At 71.3% G+C, this 14,522-nt stretch carries 7 protein-coding genes and 1 pseudogene; 4 read left to right on the top strand and 4 right to left on the bottom strand.

Annotated features, from left to right (window positions below; translation table 11 throughout):
* Nucleotides 1–30: 30 nt before the first annotated feature.
* Nucleotides 31–1,566, bottom strand: a complete 1,536-nt coding sequence (locus ABT360_RS27670) for an alanine/glycine:cation symporter family protein (protein WP_351822055.1) — start codon at nucleotides 1,564–1,566, stop codon at nucleotides 31–33.
* Between the two features lie 828 nt (nucleotides 1,567–2,394).
* Here ABT360_RS27670 and ABT360_RS27665 point away from each other — a divergent pair.
* Complete coding sequence (locus ABT360_RS27665) at nucleotides 2,395–4,293, top strand: NAD-binding protein (RefSeq protein WP_351822101.1); 1,899 nt, start codon at nucleotides 2,395–2,397, stop codon at nucleotides 4,291–4,293.
* A 6-nt stretch (nucleotides 4,294–4,299) separates the two neighbouring features.
* Here the strand turns inward: ABT360_RS27665 and ABT360_RS27660 are convergent, their stop codons facing one another.
* Nucleotides 4,300–5,361 carry a PucR family transcriptional regulator gene (locus tag ABT360_RS27660; RefSeq protein WP_351822052.1) on the bottom strand — a complete coding sequence of 354 codons (1,062 nt, stop codon included), beginning with the start codon at nucleotides 5,359–5,361 and terminating at the stop codon, nucleotides 4,300–4,302.
* A 237-nt stretch (nucleotides 5,362–5,598) separates the two neighbouring features.
* Here ABT360_RS27660 and ABT360_RS27655 point away from each other — a divergent pair, with 237 nt between their 5' ends.
* The 3 genes from ABT360_RS27655 to ABT360_RS27645 all read left to right on the top strand — a co-directional run bounded on the left by ABT360_RS27655 (nucleotide 5,599) and on the right by ABT360_RS27645 (nucleotide 13,257).
* Nucleotides 5,599–6,204, top strand: a complete 606-nt coding sequence (locus ABT360_RS27655; RefSeq protein WP_351822049.1) for a hypothetical protein — start codon at nucleotides 5,599–5,601, stop codon at nucleotides 6,202–6,204.
* A gap of 50 nt (nucleotides 6,205–6,254) precedes the next feature.
* Complete coding sequence (locus ABT360_RS27650; RefSeq protein WP_351822046.1) at nucleotides 6,255–8,303, top strand: SPFH domain-containing protein; 2,049 nt, start codon at nucleotides 6,255–6,257, stop codon at nucleotides 8,301–8,303.
* An 85-nt stretch (nucleotides 8,304–8,388) separates the two neighbouring features.
* On the top strand, nucleotides 8,389–13,257 hold the full coding sequence (locus ABT360_RS27645) for a DNA repair ATPase (RefSeq protein ID WP_351822043.1): 4,869 nt from the start codon (nucleotides 8,389–8,391) through the stop codon (nucleotides 13,255–13,257).
* 166 nt (nucleotides 13,258–13,423) lie between these two features.
* Here ABT360_RS27645 and ABT360_RS27640 read toward each other — a convergent pair whose 3' ends face one another.
* Nucleotides 13,424–14,215 carry an ABC transporter permease gene (locus ABT360_RS27640; protein WP_351822040.1) on the bottom strand — a complete coding sequence of 264 codons (792 nt, stop codon included), beginning with the start codon at nucleotides 14,213–14,215 and terminating at the stop codon, nucleotides 13,424–13,426.
* Nucleotides 14,212–14,522: pseudogene (locus tag ABT360_RS27635) on the bottom strand (ABC transporter); the annotation flags it as partial. The pseudogene ABT360_RS27635 and the gene ABT360_RS27640, both read right to left, overlap by 4 nt.

Raw genomic sequence — 14,522 nt, 5'->3', positions numbered from 1 at the left:
GGGACCCCAGGAGCCGGGCCGCGGGGGCGGTCAGACGGTGGTCTTCGCCGACTCCTGGTCTTCATCGTGCTCGGTGATCTCCCCGGCCTTGCGGGCGCGGACGAACTCCAGGAAGGAGGCGAGTTCGCGCTTGACGACCGGGGCCAGCAGGTACAGGCCGATGATGTTGATGACGGCGAGCATGAAGAGCACGGCGTCGGCCATCTTGATCAGCGTCCCCAGCGTGAGCAGCGAGCCCGCGACCGCGAACAGGGTGTAGATGGCCTTGTAGCTGAACTCGCTGGCCTTGCTGCGGCCGAAGAGGTGCGTCCACGCCTTGAGGCCGTAGTAACCCCAGGTCAGCACGGTCGAGATGGCGAAGAGCAGCACCGCGACGGTGAGGATGTACGGGAACCACGGCATGACCGTGGCGAAGGCGTCCGAGGTGATGGTGACGCCACCGATGGACTTGCCCTCGCGGGCCTCGCCCCAGCTGGCCGGGTTGGCGATGACGATGGTCAGCGCCGTCATGGTGCAGATGATGACGGTGTCGATGAACGGCTCCAGCAGGGCGACCAGGCCCTCGCTCGCCGGGTGGTTGGTCTTCACCGCGGAGTGAGCGATCGGGGCGGAGCCGAGACCGGCCTCGTTGGAGAACGCGGCCCGCTTGAAGCCGATGATCAGCGCGCCGATCACACCGCCCACGACACCCTGGGGGTTGAAGGCGCCCTCGATGATGGTGGCGATCGCGGCCGGGATGGCGGTGACGTGGACCAGGATGACGACCAGGCAGGCGGCGATGTAGATGCCGGCCATGGCGGGAACGAGCTTGCTGGTGACGTTGGCGATGGACCGGATGCCGCCCAGCAGCACGATGCCGACGAGCGCGGCGACCAGGATGCCGAAGAACAGCGCACCGGCGGAGGAGCCCATCAGGCCGTCCTCGCCGCCGGTGACGGAGACGAGCTGCGCGTAGGACTGGTTGACCTGGAAGAGGTTGCCGCCGAAGAGGCCGAAGAACAGGACCATGACGGAGGCGAGGACCCCGAGGACCTTGCCGAGGGTCTTGCCCTTCTTGCCGAAGCGGTCGGCCAGGCCCTTGGGCAGGTAGTACATCGGACCGCCGGAGACGGTGCCGTCGGGGTGCACCTCGCGGTACTTCACACCGAGGGTGACCTCGACGAACTTGGTGGCCATGCCCAGCAGGCCGCACAGGATCATCCAGAAGGTGGCGCCGGGGCCACCGATGGAGACGGCGACGGCCACACCGGCGATGTTGCCCAGTCCGACCGTGCCGGAGACGGCGGCGGTCAGGGCCTGGAAGTGGTTGACCTCGCCGGCCGACCCCTTCTCGTCGTACTTCCCGCGCACCACGTCGACGGCGAGGCGGAACTTGCGGATCTGGACGAACCCGAACCAGCCCGTGAAGACGAGGCCGGCGACGACGAGCCAGACGACGATGAGCGGAAGTCCGGCACCGGCGACGGTGACTTCGGAGAAGACGAGCTCCTCGAGCCAGACGGCTATGGGCTCGAAGAACCCGCTGACGGCTTCGTCGACGGATGTGGTGATGGAGTCGAGTGACACGGTGGCTACCTCGATGGCGCAGGACCGGCGCATGGGAGGTTGCGCCGGGAAGATGTGCGGTCTTTGAGCGAACGCCGTTGTCCGATCGGCGACCCCGGGCTCCCGGTCCGCGGACTCGGACCGTGATCACCCTGGTCGTGCTGCCGGTGCGTGCCGGCCGCTCCGCGCGGTGGCGAGGGGTGGTGCCACCTGCGGAGTTGCGCAGTTCTACCACGACCTTTACGTGTTCTTTAGTGATGCAGATCACATAACGATGAGTAATCTTCGAAAGTGCCAGCGAACGAAACCAGACCGTTATCCGGACGGCTTGATCCATTCATCGGACACTCACCCGCTGGTGATGCCGTGCGGACCCTCGTCGTGTCGTGATCCGGCCGTCCGGCCGAGACGCTTCCAGGAGTGCTTGCGCAGGCCGAGGACAGGGCGATGGGGCGTACCCGCCCCCCAGTGGGCCGATCGGCGGCCTTTATTGCCGGCGCCCGGCAGGGGAATGGTCGTTTCGTTGCCGTGGCGTGGCAGTGCGACGGGTTGTCGCGATGGTCAGTATGGGCGGTTGACCAGCAGAGCCCGGTCGGCGGGGGACGGGAAGAAGGGCGGACACAGACGTCCTGAGGGATGCCGGAGAGGTGATCCGCCGCCGCCCACCGCGGTGTCGGGACGAGCGCTCGGGTGCTGATCGACGGGGAGTGATGAAGATCGGCTCGTCCCCGTGCATTCCGCTCACCCGTTGAGCGCAACCAGTCGATGTGACGCGGCCGACAGACCCCGAGCGATTGGACACCTGAGTACGTGTCTTCCGTTACCTCTCAGCGCGGCCCGGCCGGACACATGATCGTCTGTGGCGATGACGCTCTCGCCCACCGGTTGGCCACAGAACTCCGGGACGTCTACAGGGAGCGGGTCGTCCTCGTCCACCCTGGCGGCGGCCCCGCGGCCGGGCCTCGGCTGGCCGTCCCGGTCCAGGGACGAGCCTCGGTTCTTCTCGGGCGGGTCTCCGCCGCGATGGCGGGGGCGCCGCCCTCGACCGAAAGATCCCCGGAGGAGGTGGAGGCCGAGGAGCCCACAGAGACGGTGCTGGAGTCGGCGGGCGTGGCACGGGCCGCAGCTTTGGCTCTTGTGTACGACGACGACGAGACCAACATTCGCGCTGCCCTCGCGGCCCGCCGCCTCAACCCGGGCCTGCGGCTGGTGATCCGGCTCTACAACCGCAAGCTCGGCCAGCACCTGGAGCAGCTTCTCGATCAGGCCGCCCTCGTCGCCCTGCCGGACCTGGACCCGGCCGCCGTCGACGCGTCCACCACCGTGCTCTCGGACGCCGACACGGCGGCGCCCGCCCTTGCGGCCACCGCGGTCGCGGGCACCAGCAAGGTCGTCCACGCAGACGGACTGCTGCTGCGTGCCGTGGAACGCACCCCGCCCGGGCGCGGGGAGGTCCGCGATCCGGGCCTGTGCACCCTCGCTCTGCTCTCCGCGACCGTCAACGACCCGGCCGGCGAGGAAGGCTCGGACAGCAGCGGAACGGCCGGCCCTCAGCTGCTCCCCGATCCAGGTGCGGTGACCACGTCCACCGGCCGGGGCACCGTCGTCCTGGAGGCTGTGACCCACACGGGTCCGGCGCTGCCGCCCCGAAGCCTGGCGGGCCGGGGCCTGCCCCTGTCCGAGATCTTCTCCCGGCGTCTGCGCTGGGCCGTCGCCGTCACCGCCCTGGCCGTGTGCGCTCTGGCAGTGGTCTCCTGGCTGATCACGGGCGACCATCCGATGCACGCCGCCTACGTCACGCTGCTCGACCTGTTCTCCATCAACGACCCGGCCGTCGGCGAGAGCACGGCGCGCCAAGTGCTCCAGCTGCTCACCGGGCTCGTGGGCCTCGCACTGCTGCCACTCCTGGTGGCGGGTGCCCTCGAGGCACTGGGCGCGTTCCGCAGCGCGTCCGCCCTGCGCCGCCCGCCGCGGGGACTGTCCGGACACGTGGTCCTGCTCGGGCTCGGCAAGATCGGCACCCGGGTCCTGGCGCAGTTGCGTGGCCTCGACATCCCCGTCGTCTGCGTGGAGGAAGACCCCGAGGCGCGCGGTGTGGCCCTGGCCCGTCGCCTGCGCGTGCCGACCGTGATCGGTGACGTCACGCAGGAGGGCGTCCTGGAAGCGGCCAAGATCCACCGGGCGCACGCCCTGCTCGCGCTCACCAGCTCCGACACCACCAACCTCGAGGCCGCCCTCTACGCCCGTACGGTCAAGGCTGATCTGCGGGTGGCGCTGCGGCTGTACGACGACGACTTCGCCACCGCCGTCTACCGGACCCTGCGCGCCGCCCACCCCGACGCGCTCACCCGCAGCCGCAGCGTCTCCCACCTGGCCGCGCCCGCCTTCGCGGGAGCGATGATGGGCCGCCAGATCCTGGGCGCCATACCCGTCGAGCGCAAGGTGCTCGTCTTCGCCGCACTGGTGGTCGCCGGCCACCCGCAACTGGAGGGCCGCACCATCGAGGAGACGTTCCGGCCGGGTGCCTGGCGCGTCCTCGCCCTGGACACCACGGCACCGGCGGAACGACGCCCCGACCTCGCCACTCCGCGTGCCGCCGACGGCGAGCAGCAGCCCACCGGCCTGGTCTGGGACATTCACCCGGGCTACGTGCTGAAGCCTGAGGACCGTGTCGTGCTGGCCGCGACCCGGCGGGGCCTGGCCGAGCTCCTGGGGCGGCAGCCGCAGCCGCGTACCGCCGAGCGCTGAGCCCCCTCAGAGCTCCTGCTCCGGCCAGTCGAGCAGGCGGGCGCCGACGACGGCCGTCTGGAGCGTGTAACGGTCGACCGGGTTGCCGGGGTCGGCGCCGGTGAGCTGGTGGATCCGCTCCAGCCGGTACGTCATCGCCCGCACGCTCAGGGACAGACGCCGGGCCGCCTCGGCCGCCACACAGCCGGTGTCGAAGTACGCGGTGAGGGTGTCGATCAGGGGCTGGGCGCCGCCGCGGGCCTGCTTCAGTGGGCCGAGCACCGTGCGTACGAGGTCGGCCATGGCCTGCCGGTCGCGGGTGAGCACCGGGTAGACCAGGAGGTCGGCGGCGCGCAGTACCGCGTCCTCCAGGTTCATGCGCTCGGCCAGGTCCAGGGCGTTGAGCGCCTCCTCGTAGGAGTGGACGACTCCGCCGACGCCCGGGTGTGCCCGGCCGATGGCCACCCGGCCGCCGTCGGTCGCGGCGTGCGCCTGCTTGGCGAAGAAGGTGTGGACGTCGGCCTGGTCACCCGGCGCGATACAGATGAGCCGGCCGTTCTTCGTGGTCAGCAGGATGCGGCGGTCCCCGAAGCGGGCCGCGAGGGCCGCCTCCACGCTACGGGTGACGGAATAGCCGTCGTCGTACGGCTCCGGCCCTTCGGCGACGGCGACCGCGTGGGCGTGGGACAGCAACAGCCCGAAGCGCTCGGCCCGTTCGGCGAGACGGCCGACGTCACTGCGCCCCTGGAGCAGGTCGTCGATGAACTCCCGCCGGGCCGCCTCCTGCTGACGGATCGCAAGCCGCTGCGCCCGCTCGTGGCCTTCGGCGAAGGCGTCCACCGCCTGCTCCACCGCCGAGAGGAGGTGGTCGGCGGCGGCGCCACGAAGCCCCGCCCGTACGTCCTGGGCAGCGGCGAGATGCGCACGCACCAGGAGGCGGAGCCCGATGCCGGCCTCCGCAGCCCGTTCGCCCTGACAGCGCAGCGCTTCGAACTCGTCCCGGTTCAGCCGTCGGCCGGTGGCGCACACCCCGATCAGTATCCGGGCATACCCCTCCAGATACTGCTCTACTCCGTCCTGCTCGGCCATGGCGCCTCCCCCATTCCTGACGCGCCGCTGACGGTTTCCCGACGCGTGGGCGTCAAGGGTGGCACGGGGCGGCCGAGTGGCCGTCACCGGCATCAGGGAGGCGTAAAGATTGCCGGGTGACGGCAATGCGAACGGGAGTGCTGCCCTGCCAGCATGACCGGGCCGGGGATGGCGCACCAGACCGATGCCGTAACCCGGAAATCATCGTGCCGCGCGGACGACGCAGGGGGACACATCATGGGCGAGTTCTGGCAGGCCGCCGCCACGTTCCCCACGGTGTCGTTCACCGCGGCTCTGGTGGTGGTCGCCGGCTTCTGGCTGCTGGTGCTGGTGGGCGGTGCCGACACGGACAGCTTCGACGCGGATGTGGACACCGACGCGCTGAGCCTGGGCGGAGTGCCCGTCTCGGTGTCGGCCTCGCTGCTGATCGTCCTGTCCTGGTTCTCCAGCCTCACCGGGTCGGTGCTCCTCGCCCGTACGGGATGGCCGGCCGCCTCGGTCCATCTGCTCGGGGTCGCTCTGCTGTTCGCCTCGCTCGTCGGCTCGTGGCGCCTGACCCGGGCGCTCGTACGCCCCCTGGCCAAGCTCTTCCCCGATGAACCCGGGCCGTCCCTGCACGACTTCGTCGGGTCGACCTGCACCATCCGCACCGGGCGGGTGGACGCGGAATTCGGCCAGGCCGAGGTCACCGCGCGGGACGGCTCCAGCGCCGTCGTCCAGGTCCGCCAGGACGACGGCGGCCCGCTGGGGCTCGGCAGCACGGGACTGCTGTACGCGTACGACGACGCCGGCGAGTTCTTCTGGGTCGCGCCCTTCGACGCGGCGCTGGACCCCCGCGGCTGACCCGCCGCCCCTTCCTGCTTCAGCTCCCACCCTTCGATCCGGGGATTCTCATGGATGCCATCTCCTGGGGCATCGGCGTGCTCGTGGCCGTCGTCCTGCTCATCGTCATCACCATGCTGTTCGTGATCAGCCGGCTGTTCCGCAAGGTGGAGCAGGGCAAAGCGCTGATCGTGTCGAAGATGCGGAAGGTCGACGTGACCTTCACCGGGCAGGTCGTCCTGCCCGTCCTGCACAAGGCCGAGGTCATGGACATCTCGGTGAAGACCATCGACATCTCCCGCACCGGCCGGGACGGTCTGATCTGCCGCGACAACATCCGCGCCGACATCCGCATCTCGTTCTTCGTACGGGTCAACAAGACCGTCGAGGACGTCATCAAGGTCGCCCAGGCCATCGGAACGGCCCGCGCCAGCGACCAGGCCACCTTGCAGGAGCTGTTCAACGCCAAGTTCTCCGAGGCGCTGAAGACGGTCGGGAAGCAGCTCGACTTCACCGACCTCTACACCAAGCGCGACGAGTTCCGGGACCGGATCATCCAGGTCATCGGCACCGATCTGAACGGCTACAGCCTGGAGGACGCGGCGATCGACCACCTGGAACAGACGCCGCTCGCGCAGCTGGACGCCTCGAACATCCTCGACGCCCAGGGCATCCGGAAGATCACCGAGCTGACGGCCGCCGAGCACGTGCGCACCAATGAGTTCCGGCGCACGGAGGAGAAGGAGATCACCCGGCAGAACGTCGATGCCCGCGAGGCCATCCTGGAGCTGGAGCGGCGGCAAGCCGACGCGGAGATCAAACAGAAGCGGGAGATCGACACCGTACGGGCGAAGGAGGAGGCCGAGACCGCCCGGGTGGCCGAGGAGGAGCGGCTGCGCGCGCAGAGCGCGTTCCTCAGGACCGAGGAGCAGCTGGGCATCCAGCGCGAGAACCAGGCCCGCGAGGTGGCCGTCGCGCAGAAGAACCGCGAGCGGGTCATCGCCATCGAGAACGAGCGCATCGAGAAGGACCGCCTGCTCGAAGTCATCGCCAGGGAACGGGAGACCGAGCTGACCCGCATCTCGGCGGAGAAGGAGGTCGAGGCCGAGCGCCGCGAGATCGCCGAGGTGATCCGCGAGCGGGTCGCGGTGGACCGTACGGTCGCCGAGCAGGAGGAGTCCATCAAGAAGCTCCGCACGGTCGAGGAGGCCGAGCGCAAGCGGCAGGCCGTGGTCATCGCGGCCGAGGCCGAGGCGCAGGAGCAGCTGGTCAAGGACATCAAGGCCGCCGAAGCCGCCGAGCAGGCCGCGATCCACCGTGCCGCGGAGGAACTGACGCTGGCCGAGGCGCGCCACAAGGCCGCCGACATGGACGCCCGCGCCAAGGTCCGCCTCGCGGAGGGCATCCAGGCCGAGGCCGCCGCCGAGGGCCTGGCGGCCGTCCAGGTACGGGAGAAGGAAGCCGACGCCATCGAGAAGGCAGGCCGCGCGGAGGCCGGGGCCACCGAGGCCCGGCTGCGTGCCGAGGCGGCCGGTACCCGGGAGAAGGCGCTGGCGGAGGCCACCGCCATCGGCGAGAAGCTCAAGGCCGAGGCGGCGGGCCTCACCGAGAAGGCGGCGGCCATGGCCGCGCTGGACGAGGCGTCGCGCACCCACGAGGAGTTCCGGCTGCGCCTGGCGGCGGAGAAGGACATCCGGCTCGCCGGGATCGACGTCCAGCGGCAGGTCGCCGAAGCGCAGGCCACGGTGCTCGCCACCGGGCTGGAGAACGCCGACATCAACATCGTCGGGGGCGAGTCGGCCTTCTTCGACCGGATCGTCGGGGCCATCTCCCTCGGAAAGAGCGTCGACGGGTTCATGGACAGCTCGCAGACCGCCCAGGCGCTGGCCGGGCCGTGGCTGGACGGCTCGGCCTCCTTCACCGAGGACCTCACCAAGGTCCTCGGGTCGGTGTCCACCGCTGACGTACAGAACCTGACGGTGTCCGCCCTGCTGATGAAGCTCATGCCGGCTGGCTCCGGCCAACTGGACGAACTGATCGGCAAGGCACGGCAGCTGGGCCTGGCCGACATGCCGGTGGCCGAACTCGCGGGCCTGAACGGCGCAGCCGTCAAGAACTGATCCGTCGGGGTCTCGAAGATTCCGGAGCTGCCGCGCGGGGGGCGGCAGCTCCGGAGACCGAACACGCACGTGAGGGAGTGGGACAGTGGCAGGCACGGGGACCGGAACGCCGAGCGGCCTGGACGCCGGTACGTACGAGGTGTTGCGCGACCGCCTCGACGCGCGGGCCGGTGAACTGGCCCGCCGCGCCGACGCCCTGAACACCGCACGCGTCGCGGCCTTCGGCGCCCACGAACTCGCCCTCACCGCCACCGGCCACCTTCGCACGGAGCGGGACCTCGTGGCCCGGGACGTCGTCGCGGTCGGCGACGTGCTGCTGGCCGGGTACGAGGCACCGTCGCCCGACGACGTCTTCGCGCTCCACGACCGCGACCTGAACCGCCTCCCGGACGACGCGGTGCCCGGCCTGCTCGACGACCCCGCCTTCGTCTCCGAGTTCGCCGCCCTGCACCGCTACTTCCAGGGCGCGCGGCTGCTGCGGCTGCGGCACGTGGACGGCAAGCTGCTGGCGGTGTTCCGGACGGGGGCCCAGGCCGAGGACATCCGTGTCCTGCGCTGGTCCCTCGCCCCGTCCGGCGAGGTGCGGTTCCTCGACGCCCGCGGCGAGCGCGATCACGTCTTCCCCGCCCCGTACGACTTCACGTGGACCGAGGCGACCCGGGACGATCACGTCCTCGGGCGGCACCCGCACATCGCGGTCGCCGACGGCACGGTCTTCGTCTCCACGGTCGGCGGCACGCTCACCGTGAAGACCGAGAACGACACCGAGACCGACGAGGGCATCCACAGCGAGCCGGTCGACGAACCCCTGCAGTCGCTGGCGGACGCGGAGGTGGCGTACGCGGTCGTCGGCGTCCTGGTCCTGCTGCGGGTGCGGCCCTACAAGGAGGAGACCTGGCGCCACCTGGTCTTCCACACGCTCACCAGGTCCGTTGTCCGGCTGGACGGCATCGGGCAGTCCTGCCGCCGCCTGCCCGGCGATCAGGGCATCGTCTTCCCCGGCGGCTACCTCCTGGCCACCGGCACCGTGAAGACCTTCGACACCTTCGGCAGTTCCGGTACCTCCGGCATGGAGTTCGAGCGGGCGGTCCGCTCGCCGAACGGCGAGGACGTGCTGTACGCCTTCCACTCCCGGGTGGAGGGCCGCACCCTCCTGCTGCCGTACAACCTCATCCGCAAGGAGATCGCCGCCCCCATCGCGTGCCGTGGTCACGCGCTCCTCGACGACGGCACACTCGCCGCACTGCGCGCCGAGTCCGGCGAGCCCGCACGCGTCCATCCGGTGCAGCTGTGGCGGACGCCGTACGTGTCCGGGGCCGTCCCCGAGGGCGACGGGCCGCTCGCCCGCATCGGCAACGCCGACCTGGTCCACGGCATCGCGGACTGCCTGGCCATCGCCCGGCAGGTCGCCGGGACCACCGCCACCGGCGAGATGTACGCGGCGCTGGTCACCGCCTGCACCCGGACGGCCGACCGCTTCCCCTGGCTGGGCGACGCGGAGGCGGGCGACCTGCGCGCACCCCTGGAGGAGGTGCGGGCGACCGCGGAGCAGGTGCTGCGCGAGTTCGAGACCGTACAGGCCCTCGGCTCACAGGCCGCCGAGGCCCTCGCCCGCGCCGGGGAGGACCTCCAGCGGCTGGTGCGGCGGGTCCGCGGGGAGGCACCGGCCACGGCCGAGGAGTGGATCGAGCGCATCACCGAACTGCGCCACGCCCAGGGCCGCCTGGTGACGCTGAGGGAGATGCGGTACGCGGACACCGCGGCCGTGGACGCGCTCGCCGAGGACGCCGAGGCGCACATCACTTCGACCGCTCAGCGGGCGGTCGCCTTCCTCCGGCGCGACGACGCCTTCACCGCCCAGCACGCGGAGGTGGAAAGGCTCACGACCGACGCCGGGGCGATCACCACGACCGCCGGAGCGGCGACGGTCACCGAGCGGCTCGACGTCCAGGTCCACCGCCTCCAGAACCTCACCGAGGTGATCGCCGGCCTCGACATCGGCGACGCGACCGCCCGCACGGCCATCCTGGAACGGATCGCCGAGGTGCTGGGCGGCCTGAACCGTGTCCGTGCGCTCCTCGCCGCCCGCCGCCGTGAACTCCTCGACCAGGAGGGCCGGGCGGCGTTCGCGGCCGAGTTCGCCCTCCTCGCCCAGTCCGTCACCGGCGCCCTGGCCGCGGCCGACACCCCGGAATCCTGCGACGCGCAGCTCGCCCGGCTGCTGCTCCAACTGGACAACCTGGAGTCGCGCTTCGCCGACCACGACGGTTTCCTCACGGAGATCGCCGACAAGCGCGCCGAGGTCCACGACGCCTTCGCGGGCCGCAAGCAGTCCCTCCAGGACGCCCGCGCCCGGCGCGCCGAGCGCCTCGCCGGCTCGGCCTCCCGCGTCCTGGAGACGATCGCCCGCCGGGCGTCCACCCTGGACAGCGCCGACGAGGTCAACACCTACTTCGCCTCCGACCCGATGGTGGAAAAGGTCCGTCGCACCGCCGGTGAACTGCGGGCTCTCGGCGACCCGGTGCGGGCCGAGGAGCTGGAGGGCCGGCTGGGGGCCGCCCGTCAGGAGGCCGGGCGTGCCCTGCGGGACCGCACGGAGCTGTACGCGGACGGCGGCGACACCATCCGGCTGGGCGCCCACCGCTTCGCCGTCACCACCCGGCCGCCGGAGCTCACGCTCGTACCGCACGCGGACGGCGGCCTGGCCTTCGCGCTGACCGGCACCGACTACCGCCGCCCGGTCACCGACCCCGGCTTCGCGGACACCCGCCCCTACTGGGACCAGCTCCTGCCGTCCGAGAACGCCGACGTCTACCGTGCCGAACACCTGGCCGCGCGCCTGCTGTCCGAGCACGGCGCCGAGTCCCTCGCCGGAGCCGACCTGCCCGACCTGACCAGGCGGGCCGCCGAGGCCGCCTACGACGAGGGGTACGAGCGCGGCGTCCACGACCACGACACGGCCGCCGTCCTCTCCGTACTGCTCCCGCTGCACGAGCGGGCCGGGCTGCTCCGCCACCCGGCCGCCGAACGGGCCGCCGCCCAGCTCTTCTGGGCCCACGGGACGACCGCCGCCGCCCGGGAGGCCTGGACGCGCGAGGCCGTGTCGCTGGTCCGGGCCAGGGAGGCCTTCGGGACGGCACCGGCCCTGGACGCGCTGCGCGGCGAACTGGCCGAGGCCGGTGCGCTGACCGGTCCCGCGGCCGAGTACCTCGTCGAGGAGCTGGCGGCCGGCGGATCCTTCACGACCGGTCCCTCCGCCCGCACGCTGCTGGAGAAGTTCCACCGGGCGGTGGGCGCCTCGCCGTACGCCGAGGACGTGCGCATCCTCCTCGCCGACGGGGACTCGGCGGCCGCGCGGCGGTTGGTGGAGGGCTGGCTCTTCGCGTACGCCGCCTCCTGCGGCGAGGACGTGGACGCGGGGGACCTCGCCGAGGCCGTGGCGATCGAAGTGTGCCCGGAGCTCCCACGCCATGACGTGGACTGCGTGCTGACCGCCCGTGTGGACGGCCTGCTCGGCACGCACCCGAGGATCGACCGGGGCACCCTTCACCTCCGCCTCGACGAGTTCCTGGCCAGGACGGGCGACTTCGCCCGCCGGGTGGTTCCCGGGTTCCGCACCTACCAGCAGCGCAGGAACGCGCTCGTGGCCGACGAGCGCCGGCGGCTGCGGCTGGACGAGTACCGGCCGCGCGTCATGTCGTCGTTCGTACGGAGCCGGCTCGTCGACGAGGTGTACCTGCCGCTCATCGGCGACAACCTCGCCAAGCAGATCGGTGCCGTGGGCGAGGCCAAGCAGGCCGACACCAGCGGGCTGCTGCTGCTCCTCTCACCGCCCGGGTACGGCAAGACGACGCTCATGGAGTACGTCGCCGACCGCCTCGGACTGCTGCTGGTGAAGGTCGACGGGCCGGCTCTCGGGCATGACGTGACCTCCCTCGACACGGCCGAGGCACCGAACGCGGCCGCCCGCCGGGAACTCGAGAAGATCCACTTCGCGCTGGCGGCCGGCAACAACGTCCTGCTGTACCTGGACGACATCCAGCACACCTCGCCGGAACTGCTGCAGAAATTCGTGCCGCTGTGCGACGCCACCCGCACCCTCGACGGTCACGACCTGCGCGGCAAGCGCTTCGCCGTCTGTATGGCAGGCAACCCCTACACCGAGTCCGGACAACGCTTCCGCGTACCCGACATGCTCGCCAACCGCGCCGACGTCTGGAACCTGGGCGACGTACTGACCGGCAAGGAGAACGCCTTCGCCCTGAGCTTCATCGAGAACGCGCTGACTTCCCACCCGGTCCTCGCCCCGCTCGCCGGGCGTGAGCGGGCCGACCTGGAGCTGCTGCTGGACATGGCCGCCGGCGACCCCACTGCCCGCCGCGACCGGCTCGCCCACCCCTGTGCGCCTGCCGAGCTGGAAGCGATCCTGGCTGTGCTGCGCCACCTGCTCACCGTCCGCAGGACGGTCCTCGCCGTCAACGCCTCCTACATCGCCTCCGCCGGCCAGGCCGGCTCCGGCCGCACGGAGCCGCCCTTCCAGCTCCAGGGCTCGTACCGCAACATGAACAAGATCGCCGCGCGTGTCTCCCCGGCCATGAACGACGCCGAGCTGGCCGCCGTCATCGACGACCACTACGCGGCCGAGGCGCAGACCCTCACCACCGGCGCCGAAGCCAACCTGCTCAAGCTCGCCGCCCTGCGCGGCACGCTCACCGGTGAGCAGCGGGCGAGGTGGGAGGCCGTGACGTCGGCATACATCCGCTCCCAGGCGCTGGGCGGCGCCGGTGACGACGCCCTCGGCCGGGCGGTGGCCGCACTCGGTCTGCTCGCCGACCGGGTCGCGGCCGTCGAGACCGCCATCACCCGGGCCACGGACCCGCGCCACCTCTTGAGCCGTCCGTCCGGCCGTCACGCGGCCCGTCACGAGGCGGGGGCGCGCAATGAAGCGTCGTAGTCCACCCTGAGTCCGGGCGAGGGCCCGTTTCTCGTTTGTGGATCTCGTTCTTCCCGGGGCCGGGCGGCCGGAGACGCCGACGGGGCGACGTACGCCGACGTGGTGTCGCAGTACGCCGCCCTCGGACGGGACGAGGTGCGGGAGATGGCCCGCGCGGTCATGGCGGCTACTTCGGGTCGCTGTTGAACTTCGAGGCCGACCAGAAGTAGCCGAGCACCGCGAGACCCAGGCACCAGGCGATCGTGAGCCACCCGTGGTGGCCGATCTCGCTGCCGAGCAGCAGGCCGCGCAGGGTCTCGATGGCGGGCGTGAACGGCTGGTACTCGGCGATCGGCTGGAACCAGCCGGGCATGGAGTCCACCGGGGTGAAGGCGCTGGAGAGGAGCGGCAGCAGGATCAGCGGCATCGCGTTGTTGCTGGCGGCCTCGGCGTTCGGGCTGATCAGGCCCATGCCGACCGCGATCCAGGTGAGCGCCAGGGCGAAGAGGACGAGCAGACCGAACGCCGCCAGCCACTCCAGGGCGGTCGCGTCCGTGGACCGGAAGCCGAGGGCCACGGCGACGGCGCCCACGAGGACCACGCTCGTGATCGACTGCAGCACGCTGCCGACGACATGACCGACGAGCACCGAAGGGTGGTGGATCGCCATCGTGCGGAAGCGGGCGATGATGCCCTCCGTCATGTCATTGGAGACGGACACCGCGGTTCCGATCGTGGTGCTGCCGATGGTCATCAGCAGCAGGCCCGGGACGACATACGCGAGGTATGCGGAGCGGTCCGCGCCACCGCCGCCGATGCCCGCGCTCATCGTGTTGCCGAAGACGTAGACGAAGAGCAGCAGCAGCATGATGGGCGTGAGCAGCAGGTTCAGGGTGAGGGACGGGTAGCGCCGCGCGTGCAGCAGGTTGCGGCGCAGCATCGTGCTCGAATCGCGCACGGCGAAGGACAGGGAGCTCATCGGACGGTCTCCTTGGGCGGGGTGGGCCGGCTCGGCACGGTGGAGGCGGTCAGGGCGAAGAACACGTCGTCGAGGTCGGGGGTGTGCACGGTCAGCTCGTCCGCCTCGATACCGACCGCGTCCAGCCAGTCGAGGATGGCGCGCAGCTCGCGCTGGCTGCCGTCGCTGGGGATCTGCAGTGCCAGCGCCTCGTCGACGCGGCTCCCTTCGCCCGAGTGGAGCCGGGGGTGGGGGAGGGTGACCTCGCCCAGTGCGGAGGCGGCGGACTGGTACGCGGCCGGGTCGGAGAAGCGGAGCCGGACGTGGC

Origin of the sequence: Streptomyces sp. NPDC000229 (assembly GCF_040300825.1) — a bacterium.
Taxonomy (GTDB): Bacteria; Actinomycetota; Actinomycetes; order Streptomycetales; family Streptomycetaceae; genus Streptomyces.
Note: the sequence above shows the minus strand (reverse complement) of the source record. Positions and strands in the feature narration are given on the sequence as shown.

Bases quoted from the DNA above. Each gene is read 5' to 3' on its own strand.
- ABT360_RS27660 (WP_351822052.1), bottom strand. From the start codon at position 5,361: ATGGCCGAGCAGGACGGAGTAGAGCAGTATCTGGAGGGGTATGCCCGG.
- ABT360_RS27640 (WP_351822040.1), bottom strand. From the start codon at position 14,215: ATGAGCTCCCTGTCCTTCGCCGTGCGCGATTCGAGCACGATGCTGCGC.
- ABT360_RS27650 (WP_351822046.1), top strand. From the start codon at position 6,255: ATGGATGCCATCTCCTGGGGCATCGGCGTGCTCGTGGCCGTCGTCCTG.
- ABT360_RS27665 (WP_351822101.1), top strand. From the start codon at position 2,395: ATGATCGTCTGTGGCGATGACGCTCTCGCCCACCGGTTGGCCACAGAA.
- ABT360_RS27655 (WP_351822049.1), top strand. From the start codon at position 5,599: ATGGGCGAGTTCTGGCAGGCCGCCGCCACGTTCCCCACGGTGTCGTTC.